Source organism: Pseudomonas sp. LAMO17WK12:I10, from assembly GCF_900215185.1.
Lineage (GTDB): Bacteria > Pseudomonadota > Gammaproteobacteria > Pseudomonadales > Pseudomonadaceae > Aquipseudomonas > Aquipseudomonas chlororaphis.
The window spans coordinates 47223-67363 of sequence record NZ_OBDX01000022.1 but is presented as its reverse complement, the minus strand read 5'-3'; the positions used below and the strand labels follow the sequence as shown (position 1 = coordinate 67363).

The window sequence follows — 20141 nt, the reverse complement described above, 5'->3', positions numbered from 1 at the left end:
TCTGCGCCCTGTTGAGTGATCCCACGCAGGCTGTGGGAGGTGTAGGACGCATTCTGGGAGAAGGCGGGAAATGCCGAAATTATGATTTTTGTGGTTGTTAGAGAGTAAAAAACTGTCTGGCTATCGGGGGGCTCTGCATCAGCCCTACAACCGAATCAGCCACTGCCCAGCCTCTTGCAGAATTCTCCTAAATCCCTGCCCCAGCATTCCCGGTACGGTTTCCAGCGACCCTTTCGCTTGAACCAGGACCACCCATGGCCAGCAACGGACCCGGGCCGATGCCCAACCTTCTACGGCCCGCCAATCCCAACCAAAGCCCCGCTGAACGAGCCGCAGAGACCGAACAACCCAGCTACGGCGAACAGCTCTGGGCGCAGTATGAGAAATACGCCAAAGAGCCTGCGCCACCGCCTGAAAAGGTCCAGGTGGCGCTGCGCATCGGCGTGTTCTTCGACGGTACCGGTAACAACGCCAGCAACTCGGCCATGGGCCAGGTTTGCGGGGCGCAGCATGCCATTGAAGCCAGGGATATCGATGGCAGCTGCAAGCCGTATATGAGGGATCCGCAGAGTAGTTATGGGAATGGGGTGAGCAATATAAAACTGTTGAGAGAGCTGTACCACGCCCCCCAAAAAGTCGAAGGTGAAGGTCTACATAAGCAAGCCTTTCGCTCAATCTATATCGAGGGCATCGGCACAAAGACAGGCGAGAAAGACAGCGTGATTACCTCTGGAACCGGGCGTGGAGAAAGAGGTGTCTTGGGGTGTGTACAAAGGGCATTTCGTGAAATTGAGGAACTTATACGTGAAACCCATGAAGAGAATCTCGAAAGTGAAATCACTTCACTGACCTTCGATGCCTTTGGCTTTAGCCGAGGCGCGGCAGCAGCCCGGCATTTCGCCAATGAAGTGGTGCGCTGGCTCGGACCGCTGCAACTGATTTTGCATAGCCATTGCGAGGCCCTCAGTCCCAACTTCAACCGGCAGTACGGCCACGATGTCGATATGGGCTTTATCGGTCTGTTCGACACCGTGCCTTCGATTGCCGGCTTGAGCAATCTGGGCAATGTGCGCAGTGCCATTGCTCCCGGTATCAAGCTCCACCTCGACCGCCGCTACTTTCGCTCGGTGGTGCAACTGGTCGCCCGCGACGAGTATCGGGCCAACTTCGCCCTGAGCCAGGTCAAACCTGATCACGCCGAGATCACTCTACCCGGCGCGCATTCGGATATCGGCGGCGGTTATCTGGATGAGGTGCAGGAGTGTGTACTGGTCAGCCCGATGCAGGCGCTGGAAGTCTCAATCAATACCGATGTGACCCACTCCTCGATTTACCGGGATGCGCTCCAGGCAAGAGCACACTGGCTGGCCAAGGGTTGGCCCGCGCAATGGCTGGAAATCATTACACCGGAACCGCTGTTGCTGCCCCAGGATCCACAGAATCGCCTCGGACCACGAAGAAAACGGGTGTATGCCGGCCTGCAACTCAATAGGCCAATGAGCAATAAGCTGGCGGGAGTCACTTTGCGCGTCATGTATGAGCTGGCCAGGCAGAACGGTGTGCAATTCGAGGAAATCCCGGAGACACCCGAGTACGCGATTCCAACGGAGCTTCAAGCACTATGTGACAGGTTTGTCGCCGGTGACTACAGTACGACGCCAGCCGAGGAGACTCTGCTCAAGCTGCGCTATATCCATCTCTCGGCCCACTGGAACCACCCGCTGGGTAAACGGGACGGCGGCAGTCTTAAAGTCGTCTACATCAATGCCCCCACGGTGGATGCCGTGCGTGTGCAACACCCTCACGTACCTGACTGGACACTTTGGTAATGAGAGCATTTATCGCACTGCTGGGCGCACTGCTGCTAAGTGGCTGCCAAGCCACTGATCCACTTTCTGGAAAGAATGACCCGAAAGCCCCCTGGTGGCAGCTTGGCTTTATCGAGCCGTTCTACATGAAAGTCTGGGTCGAAGACAGCGCCGTTGAAGACATCAATGGCCAGCTATTCACCCACACTGGCAGCGGCTCCGCGGCAGGTGGCGACCTCGGTTATGACAAAGAGTGGGCCCGGGGCTGGGAAGATAAAGTTGGAGGCAATGGATGGTCAGTGGTGGGAGCCGACTTGCCCAAGCGTATTTACGTACGTTGGCAATCCATCGTGGAACCACAGACTTATCGGGCGTGGGTGGAGATCCCCGAAGAGGCCCGAAAAATCATGCGGGCCTCAACTAACCGACGCTGCTCGGAAACACCGGACCAGACCGCCCGCTATATGGCGTCCGTCTATCTGGGTTTGGCGCCGGGCGGCATTGTTCAAGTGTGGGTAAGAGATGAATGCCGCCACACAGTCAAAGTCGCTCGAGCTCAAGCTGAAGTCGAACCATTGGGACCCAGCCAAGGAAAAAACAACGGCCGTTATGCCTATAAGGTCAGCGAGAACTCCAAACGCTATATAGAGAAGTACGGCATCCCCTATGGCAGTTGGTAATGAAAGCACTCATCTCCCTGCCGGGCAGACCGCAACCTAGGCGACAATCCTTGCGATAACACCTTATGCGTCACCGCCCCCGCCGCCCGACCCTTGCAATCGCGGAAACAATGAAATTCCGTTTAGGGAATTGATAGCCCCCTAACGAAAGGTGCATGCTAGAGGGCTTTCATCGCGCTTATATCATTCCGAATGATAGTTACCTTCGGCTCATTCGATTCGTGCGATACAACCCTGCCGAGCATCATCCGCCCATCTCAAATACATTGGCGGATGATCCATGGAACAGTCACTCAAACACTTACGCTTCCCTCTCGCACTCCTGGCCGTGCTGGTGATGAGCGCTTGTGGCAAGGCGCCGGAAACGGCCGCCAGCATGCCCGCCGCCAAAGTCAGCGTAGCCAAGGTGCTCGAACAGCCGGTCAACGAATGGGACGAGTTCACCGGGCGCCTCGAGGCGCCTGAAACCGTAGAGATCCGCCCTCGGGTTTCCGGCCAGATCGACCAGGTGGCCTTCACCGAAGGCGCCCTGGTGAAAAAGGGCGACCTGCTGTTCCAGATCGACCCGCGGCCGTTCCAGGCCGAAGTGCGCCGCCTGGAAGCCCAGCTGCAACAGGCCCGCGCCACCGCCACCCGCAGTGCCAATGAAGCCCAGCGCGGCCAGCGCCTGCTGACCAGCAACGCGATCTCCGCCGAGCTGGCCGACACCCGCACCAGTGCCGCCCAGGAAGCCCGCGCCGGAGTCGACGCAATCCAGGCGCAACTGGACGTGGCCAAGCTCAACCTGAGTTTCACCCGGGTCAGCGCGCCCATCAGCGGTCGCGTCAGCCGTGCGCAAATCACCGCCGGCAACCTGGTGACCGCCGATGTCACCCCGCTGACCAGCGTGGTCTCCACCGACAAGGTCTACGCCTACTTCGACGCCGACGAGCGTGTGTACCTCAAGTACGCCCAGCTCGCCCGCCAGGGCCAGCGTGGCCAGACCACCCCGGTCTACCTCGGCCTGTCCAATGAAGAAGGCCACCCGCACCTGGGCCAGATGAACTTCGTCGACAACCAGGTCAACCCGCAGACCGGCACCATCCGCGGTCGCGCGGTGTTCGACAACGCCGACGGCAGCTACACCCCGGGCCTCTATGCGCGCCTGAAACTGGTGGGCAGCGGCACCTACTCCGCCGTGCTGATCAACGACGAAGCGGTGGGGACCGACCTGGGCAAGAAGTTCGTGCTGGTGATGGATGCCGACAACAAGCCGGCGTACCGCGCCGTCGAGCTGGGGCCGAAGATCGAAGGCCTGCGCATCGTGCGCAACGGCCTGAACAAGGACGACACCATCATCGTCAAGGGTCTGCAGCGCGCCCGTCCGGGCGCGCCGGTCAGCCCTGAAGTGGTGCCGATGGCCAGCAAGGAAACCCTCGCCGCCCTGGCGCAACAAAGAAAGGCCCTGGAAGCCAGCAACCTGCCTCAAGTCGCCCCCGCCAAGGGCGCGTCTGAAGCGGCTGCGAAACTGGCCAGCGCTGCGACTCCACGCGGTTAAGGGAAAAGACTCAAGATGAATTTCTCCCAATTCTTCATTTCACGGCCGATCTTCGCAGCGGTGCTGTCGCTGCTGATCCTGATCGCCGGCTCCATCTCGCTGTTCCAGCTGCCCATCAGCGAATACCCGGAAGTGGTACCGCCGACCGTGGTGGTGCGCGCCAACTTCCCGGGCGCCAACCCGAAAGTCATCGGTGAAACCGTGGCCGCGCCCCTGGAGCAGGCCATCACCGGCGTCGAGAACATGCTCTACATGTCCTCGCAGTCCACCGCCGATGGCAAGATCACCCTGACCATCACCTTCGCCCTGGGTACCGACCTGGACAACGCCCAGGTGCAGGTGCAGAACCGCGTGACCCGCACCGAGCCCAAGCTGCCTGAAGAGGTGACGCGCATCGGCATCACCGTGGACAAGGCCTCGCCCGACCTGACCATGGTCGTGCACTTGACCTCGCCGGACAAACGCTACGACATGCTCTACCTGTCCAACTACGCCATCCTCAATATCAAGGATGAGCTGGCGCGCCTGGGCGGCGTCGGCGATGTGCAGCTGTTCGGCATGGGCGACTACTCGCTGCGGGTCTGGCTCGATCCGAACAAGACCGCTTCGCGCAACCTGACCGCCACCGACGTGGTCACCGCCATTCGCGAGCAGAACCGCCAGGTCGCCGCCGGTACCCTGGGCGCCCCGCCCGCGCCGAGCGCCACCAGCTTCCAGCTGTCGGTCAACACCCAGGGTCGCCTGGTGACCGAGGAAGAGTTCGAGAACATCATCATCCGCTCCGGCGACAACGGCGAGATCACCCGCCTGAAAGACATCGCCCGGGTCGAGCTGGGTTCCAACCAGTACGCCCTGCGTTCGCTGCTGAACAACCAGCCAGCGGTGGCGATCCCGATCTTCCAGCGCCCTGGCTCCAACGCCATCGAGATCTCCAACGAAGTGCGGGCCAAGATGGCCGAGCTGAAACAGAGCTTCCCGCAAGGCATGGACTTCAGCATCGTCTACGACCCGACCATCTTCGTGCGTGGCTCCATCGAGGCCGTGGTGCATACCCTGTTCGAAGCACTGATCCTGGTGGTGCTGGTGGTGATCCTGTTCCTGCAGACCTGGCGCGCCTCGATCATCCCGCTGGTGGCGGTGCCGGTCTCGCTGATCGGTACCTTTGCCGTGATGCATCTGTTCGGCTTCTCGCTCAACGCCCTGTCGCTGTTCGGGCTGGTGCTGGCCATCGGTATCGTGGTGGACGACGCCATCGTGGTGGTGGAAAACGTCGAGCGTAATATCGGCCTCGGCCTGAACCCGGTGGAAGCCACCAAGCGCGCCATGCGCGAAGTGACCGGGCCGATCATCGCCACCGCCCTGGTGCTCTGCGCGGTGTTCGTGCCGGCGGCCTTCATCAGCGGCCTGACCGGGCAGTTCTACAAGCAGTTCGCCCTGACCATCGCGATCTCCACGGTGATCTCGGCCTTCAACTCCCTGACCCTGTCGCCGGCCCTGGCCGCGGTATTGCTCAAGGACCACCACGCACCAAAGGACGGCTTCTCCAAGTTCCTCGACAAGTTGCTGGGTGGCTGGCTGTTCAAACCCTTCAACCGCTTCTTCGACCGCGCCAGCCATGGTTACGTCGGCACCGTGCGCCGGGTGATTCGTGGCAGCGGCATCGCCCTGTTCCTCTACGCGGGCCTGATGGTGCTGACCTGGTTCGGCTTCGCCCATACGCCGATGGGCTTCGTCCCGGCCCAGGACAAGCAATACCTGGTGGCCTTCGCCCAACTGCCGGACGCCGCGAGTCTGGACCGCACCGAGGACGTGATCAAGCGCATGTCCGACATCGCCCTGAAGCAACCGGGCGTGGAAAGCGCGGTGGCCTTCCCGGGCCTGTCGATCAACGGTTTCACCAACAGCCCGAACAACGGCATCGTGTTCGTGACCCTCAAGCCTTTCGACGAGCGCAAGGACCCGAGCATGTCCGCCGGGGCCATCGCCGGCGCCCTGAACGGCAAGTACGCCGATATCCAGGAAGCCTACATGGCGATCTTCCCACCGCCGCCGGTACAGGGCCTGGGGACCATCGGCGGCTTCCGCCTGCAGGTCGAGGACCGCAGCGGCATGGGTTACGAAGAGCTGTATAAAGAAGTGCAGAACGTCATCGCCAAGAGTCGCAGCGTGCCGGAACTGGCCGGGCTGTTCACCAGCTATCAGGTCAACGTGCCCCAGGTCGATGCGGCTATCGACCGGGAAAAGGCCAAGACCCACGGCGTGGCCATCAGCGATATCTTCGACACCCTGCAGGTCTACCTGGGCTCGCTGTACGCCAACGACTTCAACCGTTTTGGCCGTACCTACCAGGTCAACGTCCAGGCTGAACAGCAGTTCCGTCTCGAGGCCGAGCAGATCGGCCAGCTGAAAGTACGCAACAACAAGGGCGAGATGATCCCGCTGGCGACCTTCATCAAGGTCAGTGACACCGCCGGTCCCGACCGCGTGATGCACTACAACGGCTTCGTCACTGCGGAAATCAACGGCGCGGCCGCACCGGGCTACAGCTCCGGCCAGGCGGAAGCGGCGATCGAGAAACTGCTCAAGGAAGAACTGCCCAACGGCATGACCTACGAATGGACCGAGCTGACCTACCAGCAGATCCTGGCCGGTAACACCGCGCTGTTCGTCTTCCCGCTCTGCGTGCTGCTGGCCTTCCTGGTACTGGCCGCGCAATACGAGAGCTGGAGCCTGCCGCTGGCGGTGATCCTGATCGTGCCCATGACCCTGCTGTCGGCTATCGCCGGGGTGATCCTGTCCGGTGGCGACAACAACATCTTTACCCAGATCGGCCTGATCGTACTGGTGGGCCTGGCGTGCAAGAACGCGATCCTGATCGTCGAGTTCGCCAAGGACAAGCAGCAAGAGGGCCTTGATCCGCTGGCCGCGGTCCTGGAAGCCTGCCGCCTGCGTCTGCGGCCGATCCTGATGACCTCGTTCGCCTTCATCATGGGTGTGGTGCCCCTGGTGTTCTCCAGCGGCGCCGGCGCGGAAATGCGTCATGCCATGGGTGTCGCGGTGTTCTCCGGGATGCTCGGGGTGACCTTCTTCGGCCTGCTGCTGACCCCGTTGTTCTACGTCCTGATCCGCAACTATGTGGAGCGCAGCGAAGCCCGCAAAGCGACCCGTGCCCTGAAACTGGAGGCGCAACAATGAGCCTGAAAGTCTTCCTGCCGAGTTTGCTGGCACTGGCCCTGAGCGCCTGTGCCGTCGGCCCGGACTACCAGACCCCGACCACCGAGGCGGCCCATATCGCGGCCGCCGCCGATGGCGCCGCGGGCCAGAAGCAGTTCGACCGCGCGCGCTTCGAAGGCATCTGGTGGCAGCAGTTCGACGACCCGGTGCTCAACCAGCTGGTGACAAAGTCCCTGCAGGGCAACCGTGAATTGCGCGTGGCCTTCGCCCGTCTGCGGGCCGCCCGGGCGATCCGCGACGACGCCAGCAACGATGCGATGCCGACCATCACCAGCCGTGCCAGCAGCGATCTGGCCAAGGGGCAGATCCCCGGCCAGACCACCCGCCGGGTCAACAGCGAACGCTACGACCTGGGCCTGGACATGGCCTGGGAGCTGGACCTGTTCGGCCGCATCCAGCGCAACCTGGAAGCCAGCGAAGCCGACCAGCAGGCCGCCGAGGCCGACCTCTACCAGCTGCAAGTCACCATGATTGCCGAGCTGGTGGACGCCTACGGCCAGCTGCGTGGCGCCCAGCTGCGGGAAAAGATCGCCCTGGCCAACCTGGACAACCAGCAGGAGTCGCGCAAGATCACCGAAAGCCTGCGTGACGCCGGCGTCGGCGACCAGCTCGACGTGGTCCGCGCCGATGCGCGCCTGGCCGCGGTAGAGGCCAGCGTGCCGCAACTGCAGGCCGAACAGGTGCGCCAGCGCAACCGTATCGCCACCCTGCTGGGCGAGCGTCCGGACAAGCTCAGTGTCGATCTCAAGCCCGCGCAGTTGCCGGCGATTGCCAAGGCCCTGCCAATCGGCGACCCGGGCGAACTGCTGCAGCGCCGCCCGGACATCCTCAGCGCCGAACGGCAGCTGGCCGCCGCCACCGCGCGGATCGGCGTGGCCAAGGCCGACCTGTTCCCGCGGCTCAGCCTCAGCGGCTTTCTCGGCTTCACCGCCGGCCGTGGTTCGCAGATCGGCTCCTCGGCCGCCAATGCCTGGGCCCTGGGCCCGAGCATTACCTGGGCGGCCTTCGACCTGGGCAGCGTGCGCGCCCGCCTGCGGGGCGCCAATGCCGACGCCGACGGCGCCCTGGCGACCTACGAGCAGCAAGTGCTGCTGGCCCTGGAAGAGTCGGAAAACGCTTTCAGCGACTACGGCAAGCGCCAGCAACGCCTGATCTCGCTGATTCGCCAGAGCGAGTCGAGCCGCGCCGCGGCCGACCTGGCGGAAATCCGCTACCGCGAAGGCACCGTCGATTTCCTGGTGCTGCTCGACGCCCAGCGCGAACGCCTGGCCGCCGAGGACTCCCAGGCCCAGGCCGAGGTCGACCTGTACCGTGGCATCGTCGCCATCTACAAGGCCCTGGGTGGCGGCTGGCAGCCGGAGACGGTCGCCAGCAAATAAGGCTTCAACCGAGCTCCTTTGGTTGGCCGCAACCAACCAATTTTTTGCCCCGTGTTCTCATTCGGTCACGGGGCTTTTTTTCGCCTGGCAAAAAGCATCGCCTATTCCAGCACCGTCACCGTCGCCGTGGTGCCGGCGCGCAACCTGTCCTTGCCCGGGTAATCGGGGTCGATGGCGATCCGCACCGGCACCCGCTGCGCCAGCTTGACCCAGGTGTAGCTGGGGTTGATGTTGGCCAGCAGGCGGCTGCCCTGGGAGTTCTCACGGTCGGTAATGGCGAAGGCAATGCTCTGCACCTTGCCGTTGAAGGTCTCGCCGCTCATCAGCTGGATGCGCACTGCGCTGCCCTCCTCGATCCGCGGCAGCTTGGTCTCCTCGAAATAACCACTGATATAGAAGGAGTCGCTGTCCACCAGGGCCAGCAAGGCCGCGCCGGCACTGGCGTAGTCGCCCTGGCGGGTCTGCAGGTTGGTCACGTAGCCGCTGACCGGGGCTTCGACCCGGGTGCGCTGCAGGTCCAGTTCGGCCTGCTTCAGCGCGGCCTGGGCCAGGTGCACGTTGGCCTGGGCCAAGCCGAGGTTGGCCTGGTCGCGCAACAGGTCGGCCTGGGCCACCGCCACATCGGTATTGGACTTCTCCCACTCCTCGCCGGAAATCGCGAAGCCCTGCTTCAGGCTGCGGCGCCGGCGTTCTTCGCTTTGCCGCTGCTTGAGCTGCGCCGCGCTGGCGGCAATCGCCGCCTCGGACTGGCCGAGGGTGGCGACCGCCACTTCCACCGAGCGCTTGGCATGCTCCACGGCCAGGGCATATTGCGCCGGGTCGATCTCCAGCAACAGCTGGCCCTTGTCCACGTGCTGGTTGTCCTGCACCCGTAGGCTGACGATGCGCCCGGCGACGTCCGCCGACAGGGTCACCACATCGGCCCGCACCCGCGCATCGCGGGTCCAGGGCGCGCGGGTGTAATGCTCCCAGGCGAACCAGCCCAGCACCAGCGCCAGCACTACCGCCACCAGGGTGATCGAACGGGCCAGGGTGTTTTTCAGATTCATAGGCTTCCCATCAACAGAATGACCGTGGCGCAGACGCAGGCATACAGCGCCCCTTCGAACAATGCTTCGTGCCAGACGAAACGCAATACACCGAGGCGCCGCAGCCCCCAGTCGAGCAGCAGGAAAATCGGCAAGGCCAGCAATAGGGCCTGGGCAATGGGCGGCAGGTAGACGCCGCCGAATTCGAAATCAATGGGCAAGGGCCGGTTCTCCTGTTTCCGTGGGTTGCAGCATGGGGCGGTAGCGCTCCAGGAAAGCGCCGACAATCAGCAGCGAGACGCGCATGCGGAACACCGACCACAGCTGTTCGTGGGCCTGGGGCCGGTCGTCGGCGTGCAACTGGTCCAGGTGGTCGCCCAGTTCCCGCAGCCGCGCCAGCAGTGGGTCCACATCCAGCCCCGGGCGCCCCGCCACATAGCGCCCGACCCGCCGCAGCAACTGCTGCAGGTCGGCGTTGGCCGCGCTGCTCAGCCAGGGGTTGTCCAGGCTCTGCTGCTTGAGCTGGTTCATCGCCACGCCCAGGGTCATGCAGGCCAGGCTGGTCTCGAAACGCTCGACGGAAGCCCGGTCGGCGGCGGCGGGCAATAGCCCGAGCATCTGGGTCAGGCGGTCGACCATGCGGCTCTCGAAGACAAACTGCTCCTCATCGCTGGCCGTGGTTTTCTGCAAGGCGTACACCTGCTCGCGGGTGTCGCGGAACAAGCGGCGAATGCGCAGCACCGGGTTGAACGGGAAAATGAACGCATAGACCAGCAACGACAGCACCCCGCCGCTGACATAGGCCCCGGCGAACTCGAACCATTGAGCGGCATTGTTCTGCCAGGCGCCGATGTTCTGTGGGCCGATCATCAGCAGGCTCGACAGCCCCAGGCCCATGCCGATCCCGGCGGTCATCGGGCTGGCCAGGCCCACCGCGACCGTATACAGCAGCGGCACCAGCAACAGCGCCAGCCATTCGAAATCGCCGATCAAGGGCACCAGGGCGAAGACGTAGACCGCCGAGATCACCAGCGCCAGGGCCTGGCCGCGCATATAGCTTTGCGCCGCCGCCAAGGGCCGCGGGAAGGTCGCCATCAGCGAACAGAGAATGCCCACCAGGACCATGCTCGAACGCGCGCCGTCCCAGGCGGTTTCGATCCAGATCAGCCCGGCGACCAGCAGCGCGGTGAAGGCCCGCAGCGCATTCATCGCCGCCAGCGGCCAGTCCAGGTGCAGTGGGTTTGAGCGACCCTGGCGGTACAGGCAACTGGCCTGGCGACCGTCCTGGATGGCATCGCTGAATTCAAGAATGTCTTCGAGCTGCTTGAGCATCCGCGCCTGCTCCCAGCGCAGGGCCCAGGCCAGGGAGCGCAGGGTCGCGGGCAAGGCATCGGCCTCGCGCTCGGCGCGCCGCGCCTGTTCGTCGAAACGCTGCTGCAACTGCGCGAACTGCTGCCGCGAGGCGGCGGGCAAGGCGCGGCCGTGCTGCGCCAGTTCGTCGAGAAACGCCAGTTCGTCGGCGCGCAGTTGCTGGATCGCCTCCGGCAGCTCGCCGACCCAGCGCGCCCGCAGCAGTTCGCGCTGGTGGCGCAGTACGGTGAGGCGCGAGGTCAGCAGCACCAGCTGGTTGCCCAACAGTTGCACCAGGCCATCGGCGCTGCGCAGGCGTGGCGCGTCGAAATACAGGTGGCGGCGCAAACCTTCCAGGGTGCTGATCTCGCCCAGCAACTGCATCTGCCGCTTGTGGAAGTCGGCCTCGCTTTCGTCGGTGCGGATCGCCGCCGCGGCGTGGGTCGCCAGCAACTTGAGCACCTGGTCGATCTTGGCGAAGTAACCATGGGCCACGGCCTCCGGGCGCGCCGTCAGCAGGCTGACCACGCAGACGCAGGCCACCGCCAGCAGGGTTTCGGTGACCCGGGTAATGGCCAGCATCAGGGTGTTGCCTTGATCGGGGATCGCCAGCATCGCCACCACCACCGCGGTGTAGCCACTGAGCACGAAGGCCTGGGAGCTGGTGTAGCGCAGCAAGGTGCCGCCGGCGGTGCACAACGCCAGCCACAGGCCGAGGGTGACCAGGAACGGCAGCGGCGCCTGGGGGAAGATCGCCATGATCAGCACCGCCACCGCGGCCCCCAGGGTGGTGCCGACCACCTGGCCGAAACTGCGGGCCAGGGCCATGCCGGCCAGGGGCTGGCTGACGATGATCACCGCCATCAGCGACCACTTGGGCTGGTCGAGGTCGAAGATGAACGCCAGGTACAGGGTCAAGAGGCCGGCGGCGATGGTACGCAGGGCGAAGCGCAGCACCGCGCCTCCCGGGTGGATCACGACCTTGAAGTAATTGATCAGTGGCTGCATGAGTGGGTTCTGGACAAAGGGGCACCTGCGGCTAGCGTAGTCAGTCTGCGGCCGGGAAAGCTTATCGTCCCGGCCTTCCCGGCAGGAAGGCAATTTTTCCCGAACTGTCGATCGTTCGCGCCAACCACGTGGTCAAGCAGAGTGATTGGACCAGCCGGCGCGGCTCTTGCGGCCTGGCCCCGTCGCGAAAACCCGAGTCCTGCCCGCCGTCCCGCAAGCGGGTTTGACTCCGAGGGGAACCTGACCGAAGCTTGCGCCTTCGTAAAGCCGCCCTGCCATGGATGCCTGCATGACCAAGCCCCGCCGCACCCTGTTGATCAGCCTCCTCGTCGTATTGGCCCTGGGCCTGGCGTGGCTGTTCCTGCGTACCACGCCACCGGCGGTGCCGGATGCGATCAGGCACGGTTACGGCAAGGCGCTGGAACAGGCGCGCAATGGCCAGCCCGGCGCGGCGCGGGTGCTGTATCAACAGCTGGGGCGTCCAGACCTGTCGGACAGCCGGCGCATCCGCCTGCTCGCCGAGCTGCACAACTACCCCAGCCCACAGGCGCTGAAACTGGCCGACGCCGGCCTGCACCACGCCGAGCCCGAGGTCCGCGAGGCCGCCATCCAGGCGGTGCTCGGCCTGGTCCCGGCGCGCCAGCGCAGCCTGCTGATCGGCCCGCTGCTGGACGATGAAGTGCAAGGCGTGCGCTTCGCCGCCGTCACCGCCCTGCTCGGCCTGTCGCCGGATGAACAGGGCCTGTATTTCGGGCCGCTGCAGCAAGTGATCGATGAGTACACCCAGGTGCTCAAGGCCCAGCCGGAGAACGTCGAGGCGCAATACCAGTTGGCGCGCCTGTACCTGCACAACGCCAACCTGGACCAGGCCCAGCAGACGCTGGAGCACGCCTTGAGCCTGCAACCGGACAACCTGCAAGCGGTGATCCTGCAACTGGAGGTGCTCGACCGCCAGGGCCGCAGCGAAGCCGCCCGCCAGTTGCTGGCCAAACAGCTGCAGGCGCAACAGGATTCCGCCTACCTGCAACACGCCCTGGGCATATGGCTGCTGCACCACGACCAGGGCGAGTTCGCCCTGCTCGGCCTGTCCCGCGCCGTGGAGCTGGAGCCGAACAACGCCAATTACCGCTACGACCTGGCCACCACCCTGCACAGCCAGGAAGAGCTGGAAGCGGCGCAGAAACAGCTCGAGGAAATCGTCCAGCGCCAACCCGCCAACCGCAAGGCGCGGGTGCTGCTGATCAAGTACTGGAAGGAAAGCGGCCAGCTGCAGAACGTGCAGATCCTGCTGGCCCAGCTGGAACAACAGAACCCTGACGATCCGGCCTTGCAGCAAGGTCTGTAAAGGCTATTCCCTGTAGCCGCTGCCGAGCTTGCGAGGCTGCGATCGACAACGCAGTTGTCGCAAAACCTGATTCTGCGGTGGACCAAGTGGAGTGCGCGGCCTGGATTTACGCCTGCTTTGCAGGCGCAAGTCCTGAACATGCGTGTTGTGTGATACGCCGCGCGGGTCGATGGACGATCTTGCTAGCGGCTACATGCCCGGTGCCGGCTGCAGGAGGTCACGCCAGCAAGCGCTGGATCTGCTCTTGCAGGCTGTCGAGGTCGAAGGGCTTGGCCAGGATCGGCGCGCTTCTCGCGATGGGGCTGCCGGATTCGAGAATCTCGGTGGGATAGCCACTGATGAAAATCACCTTGAGGTCGGGGCGCAGTTTCACCGCGGGTTCGGCGATCATCACCCCGGTAATCCCGCCCGGTAGCCGGTAGTCGGTGATCATCACATCCAGGTGCGGTTTGCTGGCGAGGATCTCGAATGCCTGCTCGCCGTTTTCCGCCTGCAGCACCCGGTAGCCCAGGCCCGACAGATAGTCGGCGAGCAACATCAGAATCACCGGTTCATCTTCGACGATCAGTACGACGTCTTGTGCATCTTCACTCATGAGAAGCCTTTGTTCGGTCAATAGCTGCTGATACGACCATCCGGTCATCCAGAAGGTTGCGTGGGAGCCGGTGTTTTCCTACAGCGGCAGACAAACGCGAAACAAGGCACCTTCGCCGATCCGGCTGTCGACTTCGATGGTGCCGCCATGGGCGGTGACGATCTGCTCGGAAATGAACAACCCCAGCCCGAGCCCGGCCACCGCATGATTGACAGAGACGCGCTCGAACTGCTGGAAGATACGCGCCTGGTTTTCCTCGCTGATGCCGATCCCGTGATCGCGCACTTCGACCCGCGCCTGCCCGCCCGCGCTGTAGACCCGTACTTCGATCGGGCTCTTGGCGCCATAGCGCAAGGCATTGGTCAGCAGGTTGGAGATCACCTGTTCGATGCGGAACTCGTCCCACTGGCCGAGTACCGAGTCTTCGGCGTTCAGGGCAATCGACGACTCGGCGGCCTCGACCTGGGGCGCGAAATTCTCCAGCAGGCCGCGCACCAGCTGCACCAGGTCGACCCGGCTCGGGCGGATCGACAGCTTGCCGGTACGGATCCGCGAGATGTCCAGCATGTCCTCGATCAGGCGGATCAGGCTTTTGATCTGGCGCTCGTCGCGGTCGACCATGGCATGCATCTTGTCCAGGGTGAACGCGGAAGCGTTGTCGCGGGCCAGGTGCATCTTGCGCAGCTGGGTTTCCAGGATCAGGCCGTTCAGCGGCGTGCGCACCTCGTGGGCGACGATCGACATGAAGTCGTCACGCATGCGCACCGCCTGCTCCAGTTCGTTCTGGGTCGCCTGCAACTGCTTGAGCAACGCCTCCTGCTCGCGCCGGCTCTGCTCCAGGGCTTCGACCTGCTGCTTCATGGCCTTGCTCTGCCGGTACAGGTCGACGAACACATTGACCTTGCTCTTCACCGCATGGGTATCCAGCGGCTTGTGCAAAAAGTCCACCGCGCCGCTTTCGTAGCCCTTGAAGGCATAGTCGAGCTCGCGCCCGGCGGCGCTGACGAACACGATGGGGATGTTCTTGGTCTTCTCGGTGCCGCGCATCAGCTCGGCCAGCTCAAAGCCGTTCATGCCGGGCATCTGCACATCGAGGATGGCCATGGCGAACTCATGCTGGAGCAACAGCGACAATGCCTCGTCCGCTGACAGCGCCTTGTACACCTGGCGGTCCTCGCGCTTGATCAGCGCTTCGAGGGCCAACAGGTTCTCTGGCAGATCGTCGACGATCAGCAGCTTGGCTTGGATATTACTTAACATGCGATTCGTTCCAGCTCGACAAGCAGACGGCTGATGCCGTGCAAAGGGAGAATGTAATCCGGTCGGTGCAGCGCGATGGCCGCTTCGGGCATGGTCGCCACCTGGGCCTCGGCCGGGTCCTGGACAACGCTCAGGCCACCGCGCCGCTTGACCTGGGCCAGGCCATGGGCGCCGTCCTGGTTGGCCCCGGTCAGCAGCACCGCGGCCAGGCGCGGGCCATAGGCATCGGCGGCGGAGTCGAACAGGTAATCGATGGCGGGACGCGAATGATGCACGCGCTCCTCCTGGCTCAGGGACAGGCTGCGGTCCTGCTCCACCGACAAGTGATAACCGGGCACGGCGAAATACAGGGTGCCGCGCTCGATGCTCTGCTTGTCGCGGGCCTCTTTCACGGGCAGCGCCAGGCGCCGGGCGAACAGCTCGGCCAATTGGCTGCGATGCTCTTCGGGCAGGTGCAGCACCACCACTATCGGCAGGCTGAAGCCCTCGGGAAACGCCGTGAAGATTTTCAGCAACGCCTCGACGCCGCCGGCCGACGCACCTATCACTATGGCCTCGACCCGCGGCAAGGCGGATTGCCCGTTGGCGTCATCGTTCATGATTTGCGGTAGACCCGTTCTTGTTTGACCAGCGGCTCGAAATGCTCGCCGTAGGCCGAGAAGTCCAAGGTTTCCTTGCTGCCCAGCACCAGGAACCCACGGTGGCAGAGCGACTCGTGGAACAGGCCGAAGGCCCGGTCCTGCAACTTCTTGTTGAAATAGATCAGCACGTTGCGACAGGAAATCAGCTGGGTTTCGGAAAACACGCTGTCGGTCGCCAGGCTGTGATCGGCGAAGGTCACGTTCTCACGCAAGGTCTTGTCGAAGATCGCGTAGTCGTAGGCCGCCGTGTAGTAGTCGGCAAAGGAGCGCAAACCGCCGGCCTGCTGGTAGTTCTGGGTGTAGGCGCGGATGTTCTCCAGGGAAAAGATGCCCTGCTTGGCCTTCTCCAGGGAGCTGGGATTGATATCGGTGGCGTAGATGATGGTGCGCTCGAGCAACCCTTCCTCGCGCAACAGGATGGCCATGGAATAGACCTCCTCACCGGTGCTGCAGCCAGCGATCCAGACCTTGATCGAGGGATAGGTCTTGAGCAGCGGCACCACTTCCTGGCGAATCGCCAGGAAGTGCGACGGGTCGCGAAACATCTCGCTGACCGGGATCGTCAGGAACTGCAGCAGCTGCATGAACGCGCCCGGATCGTGCAGCACCCGCTCCTGCAGGGCGGAAATGGTCTTGCATTCGAACTGGCGCAGCGCATGGTTGATCCGGCGCTTGATCGAGGCGCCGGAGTAATCGCGGAAGTCGTAGCTGTACTTGAGGTAGATAGCTTCGATCAACAGGCGCAGTTCGATCTCGGTATTGCGCTCCACTAGATTCTTTCCATCTTGGGTAACCAGACTCGAATGAGGGAAAACAGCCGGTCGAGGTCGATCGGCTTGGCCAGGTAATCGTTGGCCCCGGCCTGCAGGCAGCGCTCCTGATCGTCCTTCATCGCCTTGGCGGTCACCGCGATGATCGGCAGCTTGCGCCAGCGCGGCTGCTTGCGGATTTCCTGGGTGGCTTCGTAGCCGTCCATCTCGGGCATCATCACGTCCATCAGCACCAGGTCGATGTCCTCGACTTCGTTGAGCTCGGCGATCGCCTCATGGCCATTGCGGCCGATGACCACGATCGCGCCCTTCTGCTCCAGGGCACTGGTGAGGGCGAAGATATTGCGCACATCGTCGTCCACCAGCAGGACCTTGCGCCCCTCGAAGACCTTGTCGCGGCTGCGGGCGGCCTTGAGCATCTTCTGCCGCTCATGGGACAGCTGGGACTCGACCTTGTGCAGGAACAGGGTCACTTCGTCCAGCAGGCGCTCGGGCGAGCGCGCGCCCTTGATGATGATCGAGCGCGAATACTTGCGCAGCTCCGCCTCTTCGTCGCGGGTCAGGTTGCGCCCGGTGTAGACGATCACCGGCGGGAACGAGCAGATATCCTCGGTGGACATGCGCTTGAGCAGGTCGTTGCCGAGCATGTCCGGCAATTTCAGGTCGATGACCATGCAGTCGTAGAGGTTGTCGCGCAGCAGTTCCAGGGCCTCCTGGGCCAGGCCGACGGCGGTGATCTCGATGTCGTCGTCGCCGATCAGCCGGGCGATGCTGTCGCGCTGCAGGTCGTCGTCCTCCACCAGCAGCACCCGCTTGACCTTCTGGGTGAGCTTGGCCTCCAGGCGGGCGAACACGTCCTTGAGCTCTTCGCGGGTGGTGGGCTTGACCGCATAGCCGATGGCGCCCATGTGCATGGCGGCTTCGACCCGGTCCTCCACGGAGATCACATGCACCGGGATATGCCGGGTGGTGGCATGCGCCTTGAGGCGCTGCAACACCGTCAGCCCGGAATGATCCGGCAGGCGCATGTCCAGCAGGATCGCGTCCGGCACGAACTGCTCGGCCAGGCTGTAGCCCTCGTCGGCGCCGTGGGCCACCAGGCACTGGTAATCCAGCTCGTGGGCCAGGTCATACAGAATGTGGGCAAAGTTCGGTTCGTCCTCCACCACCAGGATGCAGCGGGTGGCGAACGGCGCCTTGTCGCGATCGTCGGCGAAACGCGCAATCTCCACCTCGGGCACCGGGGGAATCGGCGGCGTAGCCGGTTTGCTCGGCGCCGGCATCACCCGCACGGCGGCGGGCCTGGCCGCCTCTTGCGGCTCCGGTGCGTGCTCGACGTACTGTTCCGGCAGCACCAGGGTGAAGACACTGCCCTGCCCCGGCTCGCTGGCGACCGTGATCGAACCGCCGAGCAATGCCGCCAGGTCGCGGGAAATCGACAACCCCAGGCCCGTGCCGCCATAACGGCGATTGGTGGTGCCATCGGCTTGGCGGAAGGCTTCGAAAATGCTTTCCTGCTGTTCCGGGGCGATGCCTATCCCTGAGTCGCGCACAGCAAAGGCAATGCCCACCTCGGGCTCGCGCGACACGCTCAGGCTGACCTGGCCCTTCTCGGTGAACTTCACCGCGTTGGACAGCAGGTTCTTGAGAATCTGCTCGACCCGCTGGCAGTCGGTGAACAGCATCGAAGGCGCGCCGGGCTGCAACTCGACACAAAATTCCAGGCCCTTGTCCGCGGTCAGCGGCTGGAACAGCCCGCGCAGGCCTTCCACCAGGCGCGCGACGCTGGCGTTTTCCGGACGCACTTCGAGCTTGCCGGCTTCTACCTTGGAAATATCGAGAATGTCGTTGATCAGGTTGAGCAGATCGTTGCCCGCCGAATAAATCGACTCGGCGAACTGCACCTGTTCGGCAGTGAGGTTTTCCTCGGCGTTTTCCGCCAGCAGCTTGGCCAGGATCAGCGAGCTGTTCAGCGGCGTGCGCAACTCGTGGGACATATTGGCGAGGAATTCGGACTTGTACTTGCTCGAACGCTGCAGCTCCTCGGCACGCTCCTGCAGCTGCACCTGGGCCTGGTTCAGCTCGCCGTTCTTGCGGTCCATGGCGTCGCGCTGCTCCGCCAGTTGCTCGTTGGTCTGCTCCAGCTCCACCTGCTGGGCCTCCAGGTGCACCTGGGACTCCTTGAGCACCCGCGACTGTTCCTCAAGCTCCTCGTTGGCGGTCTTCAGTTCTTCCTGTTGCACTTGCAGCTCTTCGTTGAGCTGCTGGGTTTCGGCCAGCACTTCCTGCAGGCGCTGGCGATAACGCGCGCCCTCGATGGCGGTGCCGATATTGCCGGCGATCAGTTCCAGCAGCTCGACGTCACGTTCGCTGAGGGCCCGCAGGAAGCCCAGCTCGATCACCCCGTTGACCCGGTCGTCGTCGCTGGTCGGCACCACCAGCACGCTGCGCGGCACGCCTTCGCCCAGGCCGGAGCTGACCTTGAAGTAATCGGCGGGCACCTCGTCCAGGCGGATCAGCCGGTCCTGCTGGGCCGCCTGGCCGACCATGCCTTCACCGAGGAAAATCGACTGTTCGCGCTCTTCCTGCTCGCGGGAGAAGCCGTAGGCGGCCACGCGCTTGAGGCCGCCGTGCTCTTCACGCACGTACAGCGCCGCCACCACGCTGCCCAGGTATTGCGCGCAGAACTGCAGGAGGTTGCGCCCCAGCAGGTTCAGCGTCAGTTGCCCCAGCAACTGCTCGGCCAGTTCGGTCTGGCCACTGCGCAGCCAGGCCTGTCGCGCCAGGCTCCGGGCACTTTGCTGCTGGGCCTCGAGGTTGGCGCTATAGCTCTTCGACAGGTTGAGCAGGTCGCGGCGCCCGATATAGGCCAGCAAGCCGCTGATCACCACCACGAACAGCAGGTACAGGACCACGCTGAGGACCGTGGTGCGCGTGACATTCTCATTGCGATCGACCCGCAGTTGCTGCTCCATCGCCACCGCGTCGTCGTATTCCTTGCGCATCTGGTCGGTCAGGCGCTTGCCCCGGCCGGACTGCACCGAGCGGCGATAATCGCCCTCCTGGCGACGCATCTCGATCATGTTTTTCGCGTGCAGGCCCCACTCTTCCTGCAAGGCTTCCAGGCGCTTGAAGCGATCCACCTGCTGTGGGTTATCCGCCACCAGCCCCCGCAGCTCGCGCAATTCGCTGAAGATCTGCGGCTTGGCCACTTCATACGGGTCGAGAAAATGCTCGTCGCCGGTGATCAGGAAGCCGCGCATGCCGGTTTCCAGGTCGACCGTCAGCTTGGCCGCCTGGTTGATGCCGTTGATCACCCGATCGCTGTGCTGGACCCACTGGATCGCCGAGAGCAGATAGCTGATCAGGGACACGAAGACCACCGCGCTGAGCACGCCCACGCCCAGGGGAAGCGCGATGTTGCGGCTTAGCAGCTTGCGAAAACTCTGTTCATCGACCGAAGACGAAGAGATCATTGAAAGGCCTTGGTGAAGGGTAAAAACCAT

At 63.6% G+C, this 20141-nt stretch carries 14 protein-coding genes; 6 read left to right on the top strand and 8 right to left on the bottom strand.

All coding sequences use genetic code 11. The features are described from left to right. Positions 1–254: 254 nt before the first annotated feature. From CRO75_RS22305 to CRO75_RS22285, 5 genes are all read left to right on the top strand, one after another. Positions 255–1829, top strand: coding sequence for a DUF2235 domain-containing protein (locus CRO75_RS22305; RefSeq protein ID WP_097138223.1), 1575 nt, complete (start codon positions 255–257; stop codon positions 1827–1829). Next, the gene (locus tag CRO75_RS22300; protein WP_097138221.1) at positions 1829–2488 is read left to right on the top strand and encodes a DUF2931 family protein; all 660 of its coding nucleotides are present in this window, start codon (positions 1829–1831) and stop codon (positions 2486–2488) included. Before CRO75_RS22305 ends, CRO75_RS22300 begins: the two co-directional genes overlap by 1 nt. Before the next feature lie 280 nt (positions 2489–2768). Further along, a complete protein-coding gene (gene mexE, locus CRO75_RS22295) occupies positions 2769–4025 on the top strand; it encodes a multidrug efflux RND transporter periplasmic adaptor subunit MexE (protein ID WP_009044137.1) in 1257 nt (418 codons plus the stop codon). Between the two features lie 15 nt (positions 4026–4040). Then, positions 4041–7220, top strand: a complete 3180-nt coding sequence (locus tag CRO75_RS22290) for an efflux RND transporter permease subunit (protein ID WP_097138219.1) — start codon at positions 4041–4043, stop codon at positions 7218–7220. Then, positions 7217–8638 carry a TolC family protein gene (locus tag CRO75_RS22285; protein ID WP_097138217.1) on the top strand — a complete coding sequence of 474 codons (1422 nt, stop codon included), beginning with the start codon at positions 7217–7219 and terminating at the stop codon, positions 8636–8638. The genes CRO75_RS22290 and CRO75_RS22285 overlap by 4 nt, the downstream gene beginning before the upstream one ends. A gap of 101 nt (positions 8639–8739) precedes the next feature. Here the strand turns inward: CRO75_RS22285 and CRO75_RS22280 are convergent, their stop codons facing one another. The 3 genes from CRO75_RS22280 to CRO75_RS22270 are packed head-to-tail and all read right to left on the bottom strand — an operon-like array spanning position 8740 to position 12024. After that, the gene (locus CRO75_RS22280) at positions 8740–9687 is read right to left on the bottom strand and encodes an HlyD family secretion protein (protein ID WP_009044140.1); all 948 of its coding nucleotides are present in this window, start codon (positions 9685–9687) and stop codon (positions 8740–8742) included. Further along, positions 9684–9887: a DUF1656 domain-containing protein gene (locus CRO75_RS22275; RefSeq protein WP_007924845.1), complete on the bottom strand. Its 204-nt coding sequence runs from the start codon at positions 9885–9887 to the stop codon at positions 9684–9686. Before CRO75_RS22275 ends, CRO75_RS22280 begins: the two co-directional genes overlap by 4 nt. After that, on the bottom strand, positions 9877–12024 hold the full coding sequence (locus tag CRO75_RS22270; protein WP_097138215.1) for an FUSC family protein: 2148 nt from the start codon (positions 12022–12024) through the stop codon (positions 9877–9879). The genes CRO75_RS22275 and CRO75_RS22270 overlap by 11 nt, the downstream gene beginning before the upstream one ends. A gap of 289 nt (positions 12025–12313) precedes the next feature. Here CRO75_RS22270 and CRO75_RS22265 point away from each other — a divergent pair, with 289 nt between their 5' ends. Next, positions 12314–13369: a tetratricopeptide repeat protein gene (locus CRO75_RS22265; protein ID WP_097138213.1), complete on the top strand. Its 1056-nt coding sequence runs from the start codon at positions 12314–12316 to the stop codon at positions 13367–13369. 217 nt (positions 13370–13586) lie between these two features. Here CRO75_RS22265 and CRO75_RS22260 read toward each other — a convergent pair whose 3' ends face one another. The 5 genes from CRO75_RS22260 to CRO75_RS22240 all read right to left on the bottom strand — a co-directional run bounded on the left by CRO75_RS22260 (position 13587) and on the right by CRO75_RS22240 (position 20111). Next, a complete protein-coding gene (locus CRO75_RS22260; RefSeq protein WP_007924849.1) occupies positions 13587–13964 on the bottom strand; it encodes a response regulator in 378 nt (125 codons plus the stop codon). Between the two features lie 78 nt (positions 13965–14042). Then, complete coding sequence (locus CRO75_RS22255; RefSeq protein ID WP_097138212.1) at positions 14043–15224, bottom strand: hybrid sensor histidine kinase/response regulator; 1182 nt, start codon at positions 15222–15224, stop codon at positions 14043–14045. Next, the gene (locus CRO75_RS22250; protein ID WP_097138210.1) at positions 15218–15823 is read right to left on the bottom strand and encodes a chemotaxis protein CheB; all 606 of its coding nucleotides are present in this window, start codon (positions 15821–15823) and stop codon (positions 15218–15220) included. The genes CRO75_RS22255 and CRO75_RS22250 overlap by 7 nt, the downstream gene beginning before the upstream one ends. Then, a complete protein-coding gene (locus CRO75_RS22245) occupies positions 15820–16635 on the bottom strand; it encodes a protein-glutamate O-methyltransferase CheR (RefSeq protein WP_009044145.1) in 816 nt (271 codons plus the stop codon). Before CRO75_RS22245 ends, CRO75_RS22250 begins: the two co-directional genes overlap by 4 nt. Continuing rightward, positions 16635–20111, bottom strand: a complete 3477-nt coding sequence (locus CRO75_RS22240; RefSeq protein ID WP_097138208.1) for a response regulator — start codon at positions 20109–20111, stop codon at positions 16635–16637. Before CRO75_RS22240 ends, CRO75_RS22245 begins: the two co-directional genes overlap by 1 nt. Between the last annotated feature and the right edge of the window lie 30 nt (positions 20112–20141).

Bases quoted from the DNA above. Each gene is read 5' to 3' on its own strand.
- CRO75_RS22305 (WP_097138223.1), top strand. From the start codon at position 255: ATGGCCAGCAACGGACCCGGGCCGATGCCCAACCTTCTACGGCCCGCC.
- CRO75_RS22300 (WP_097138221.1), top strand. From the start codon at position 1,829: ATGAGAGCATTTATCGCACTGCTGGGCGCACTGCTGCTAAGTGGCTGC.
- mexE (WP_009044137.1), top strand. From the start codon at position 2,769: ATGGAACAGTCACTCAAACACTTACGCTTCCCTCTCGCACTCCTGGCC.
- CRO75_RS22290 (WP_097138219.1), top strand. From the start codon at position 4,041: ATGAATTTCTCCCAATTCTTCATTTCACGGCCGATCTTCGCAGCGGTG.
- CRO75_RS22285 (WP_097138217.1), top strand. From the start codon at position 7,217: ATGAGCCTGAAAGTCTTCCTGCCGAGTTTGCTGGCACTGGCCCTGAGC.
- CRO75_RS22280 (WP_009044140.1), bottom strand. From the start codon at position 9,687: ATGAATCTGAAAAACACCCTGGCCCGTTCGATCACCCTGGTGGCGGTA.
- CRO75_RS22270 (WP_097138215.1), bottom strand. From the start codon at position 12,024: ATGCAGCCACTGATCAATTACTTCAAGGTCGTGATCCACCCGGGAGGC.
- CRO75_RS22265 (WP_097138213.1), top strand. From the start codon at position 12,314: ATGACCAAGCCCCGCCGCACCCTGTTGATCAGCCTCCTCGTCGTATTG.
- CRO75_RS22260 (WP_007924849.1), bottom strand. From the start codon at position 13,964: ATGAGTGAAGATGCACAAGACGTCGTACTGATCGTCGAAGATGAACCG.
- CRO75_RS22255 (WP_097138212.1), bottom strand. From the start codon at position 15,224: ATGTTAAGTAATATCCAAGCCAAGCTGCTGATCGTCGACGATCTGCCA.
- CRO75_RS22250 (WP_097138210.1), bottom strand. From the start codon at position 15,823: ATGAACGATGACGCCAACGGGCAATCCGCCTTGCCGCGGGTCGAGGCC.
- CRO75_RS22240 (WP_097138208.1), bottom strand. From the start codon at position 20,111: ATGATCTCTTCGTCTTCGGTCGATGAACAGAGTTTTCGCAAGCTGCTA.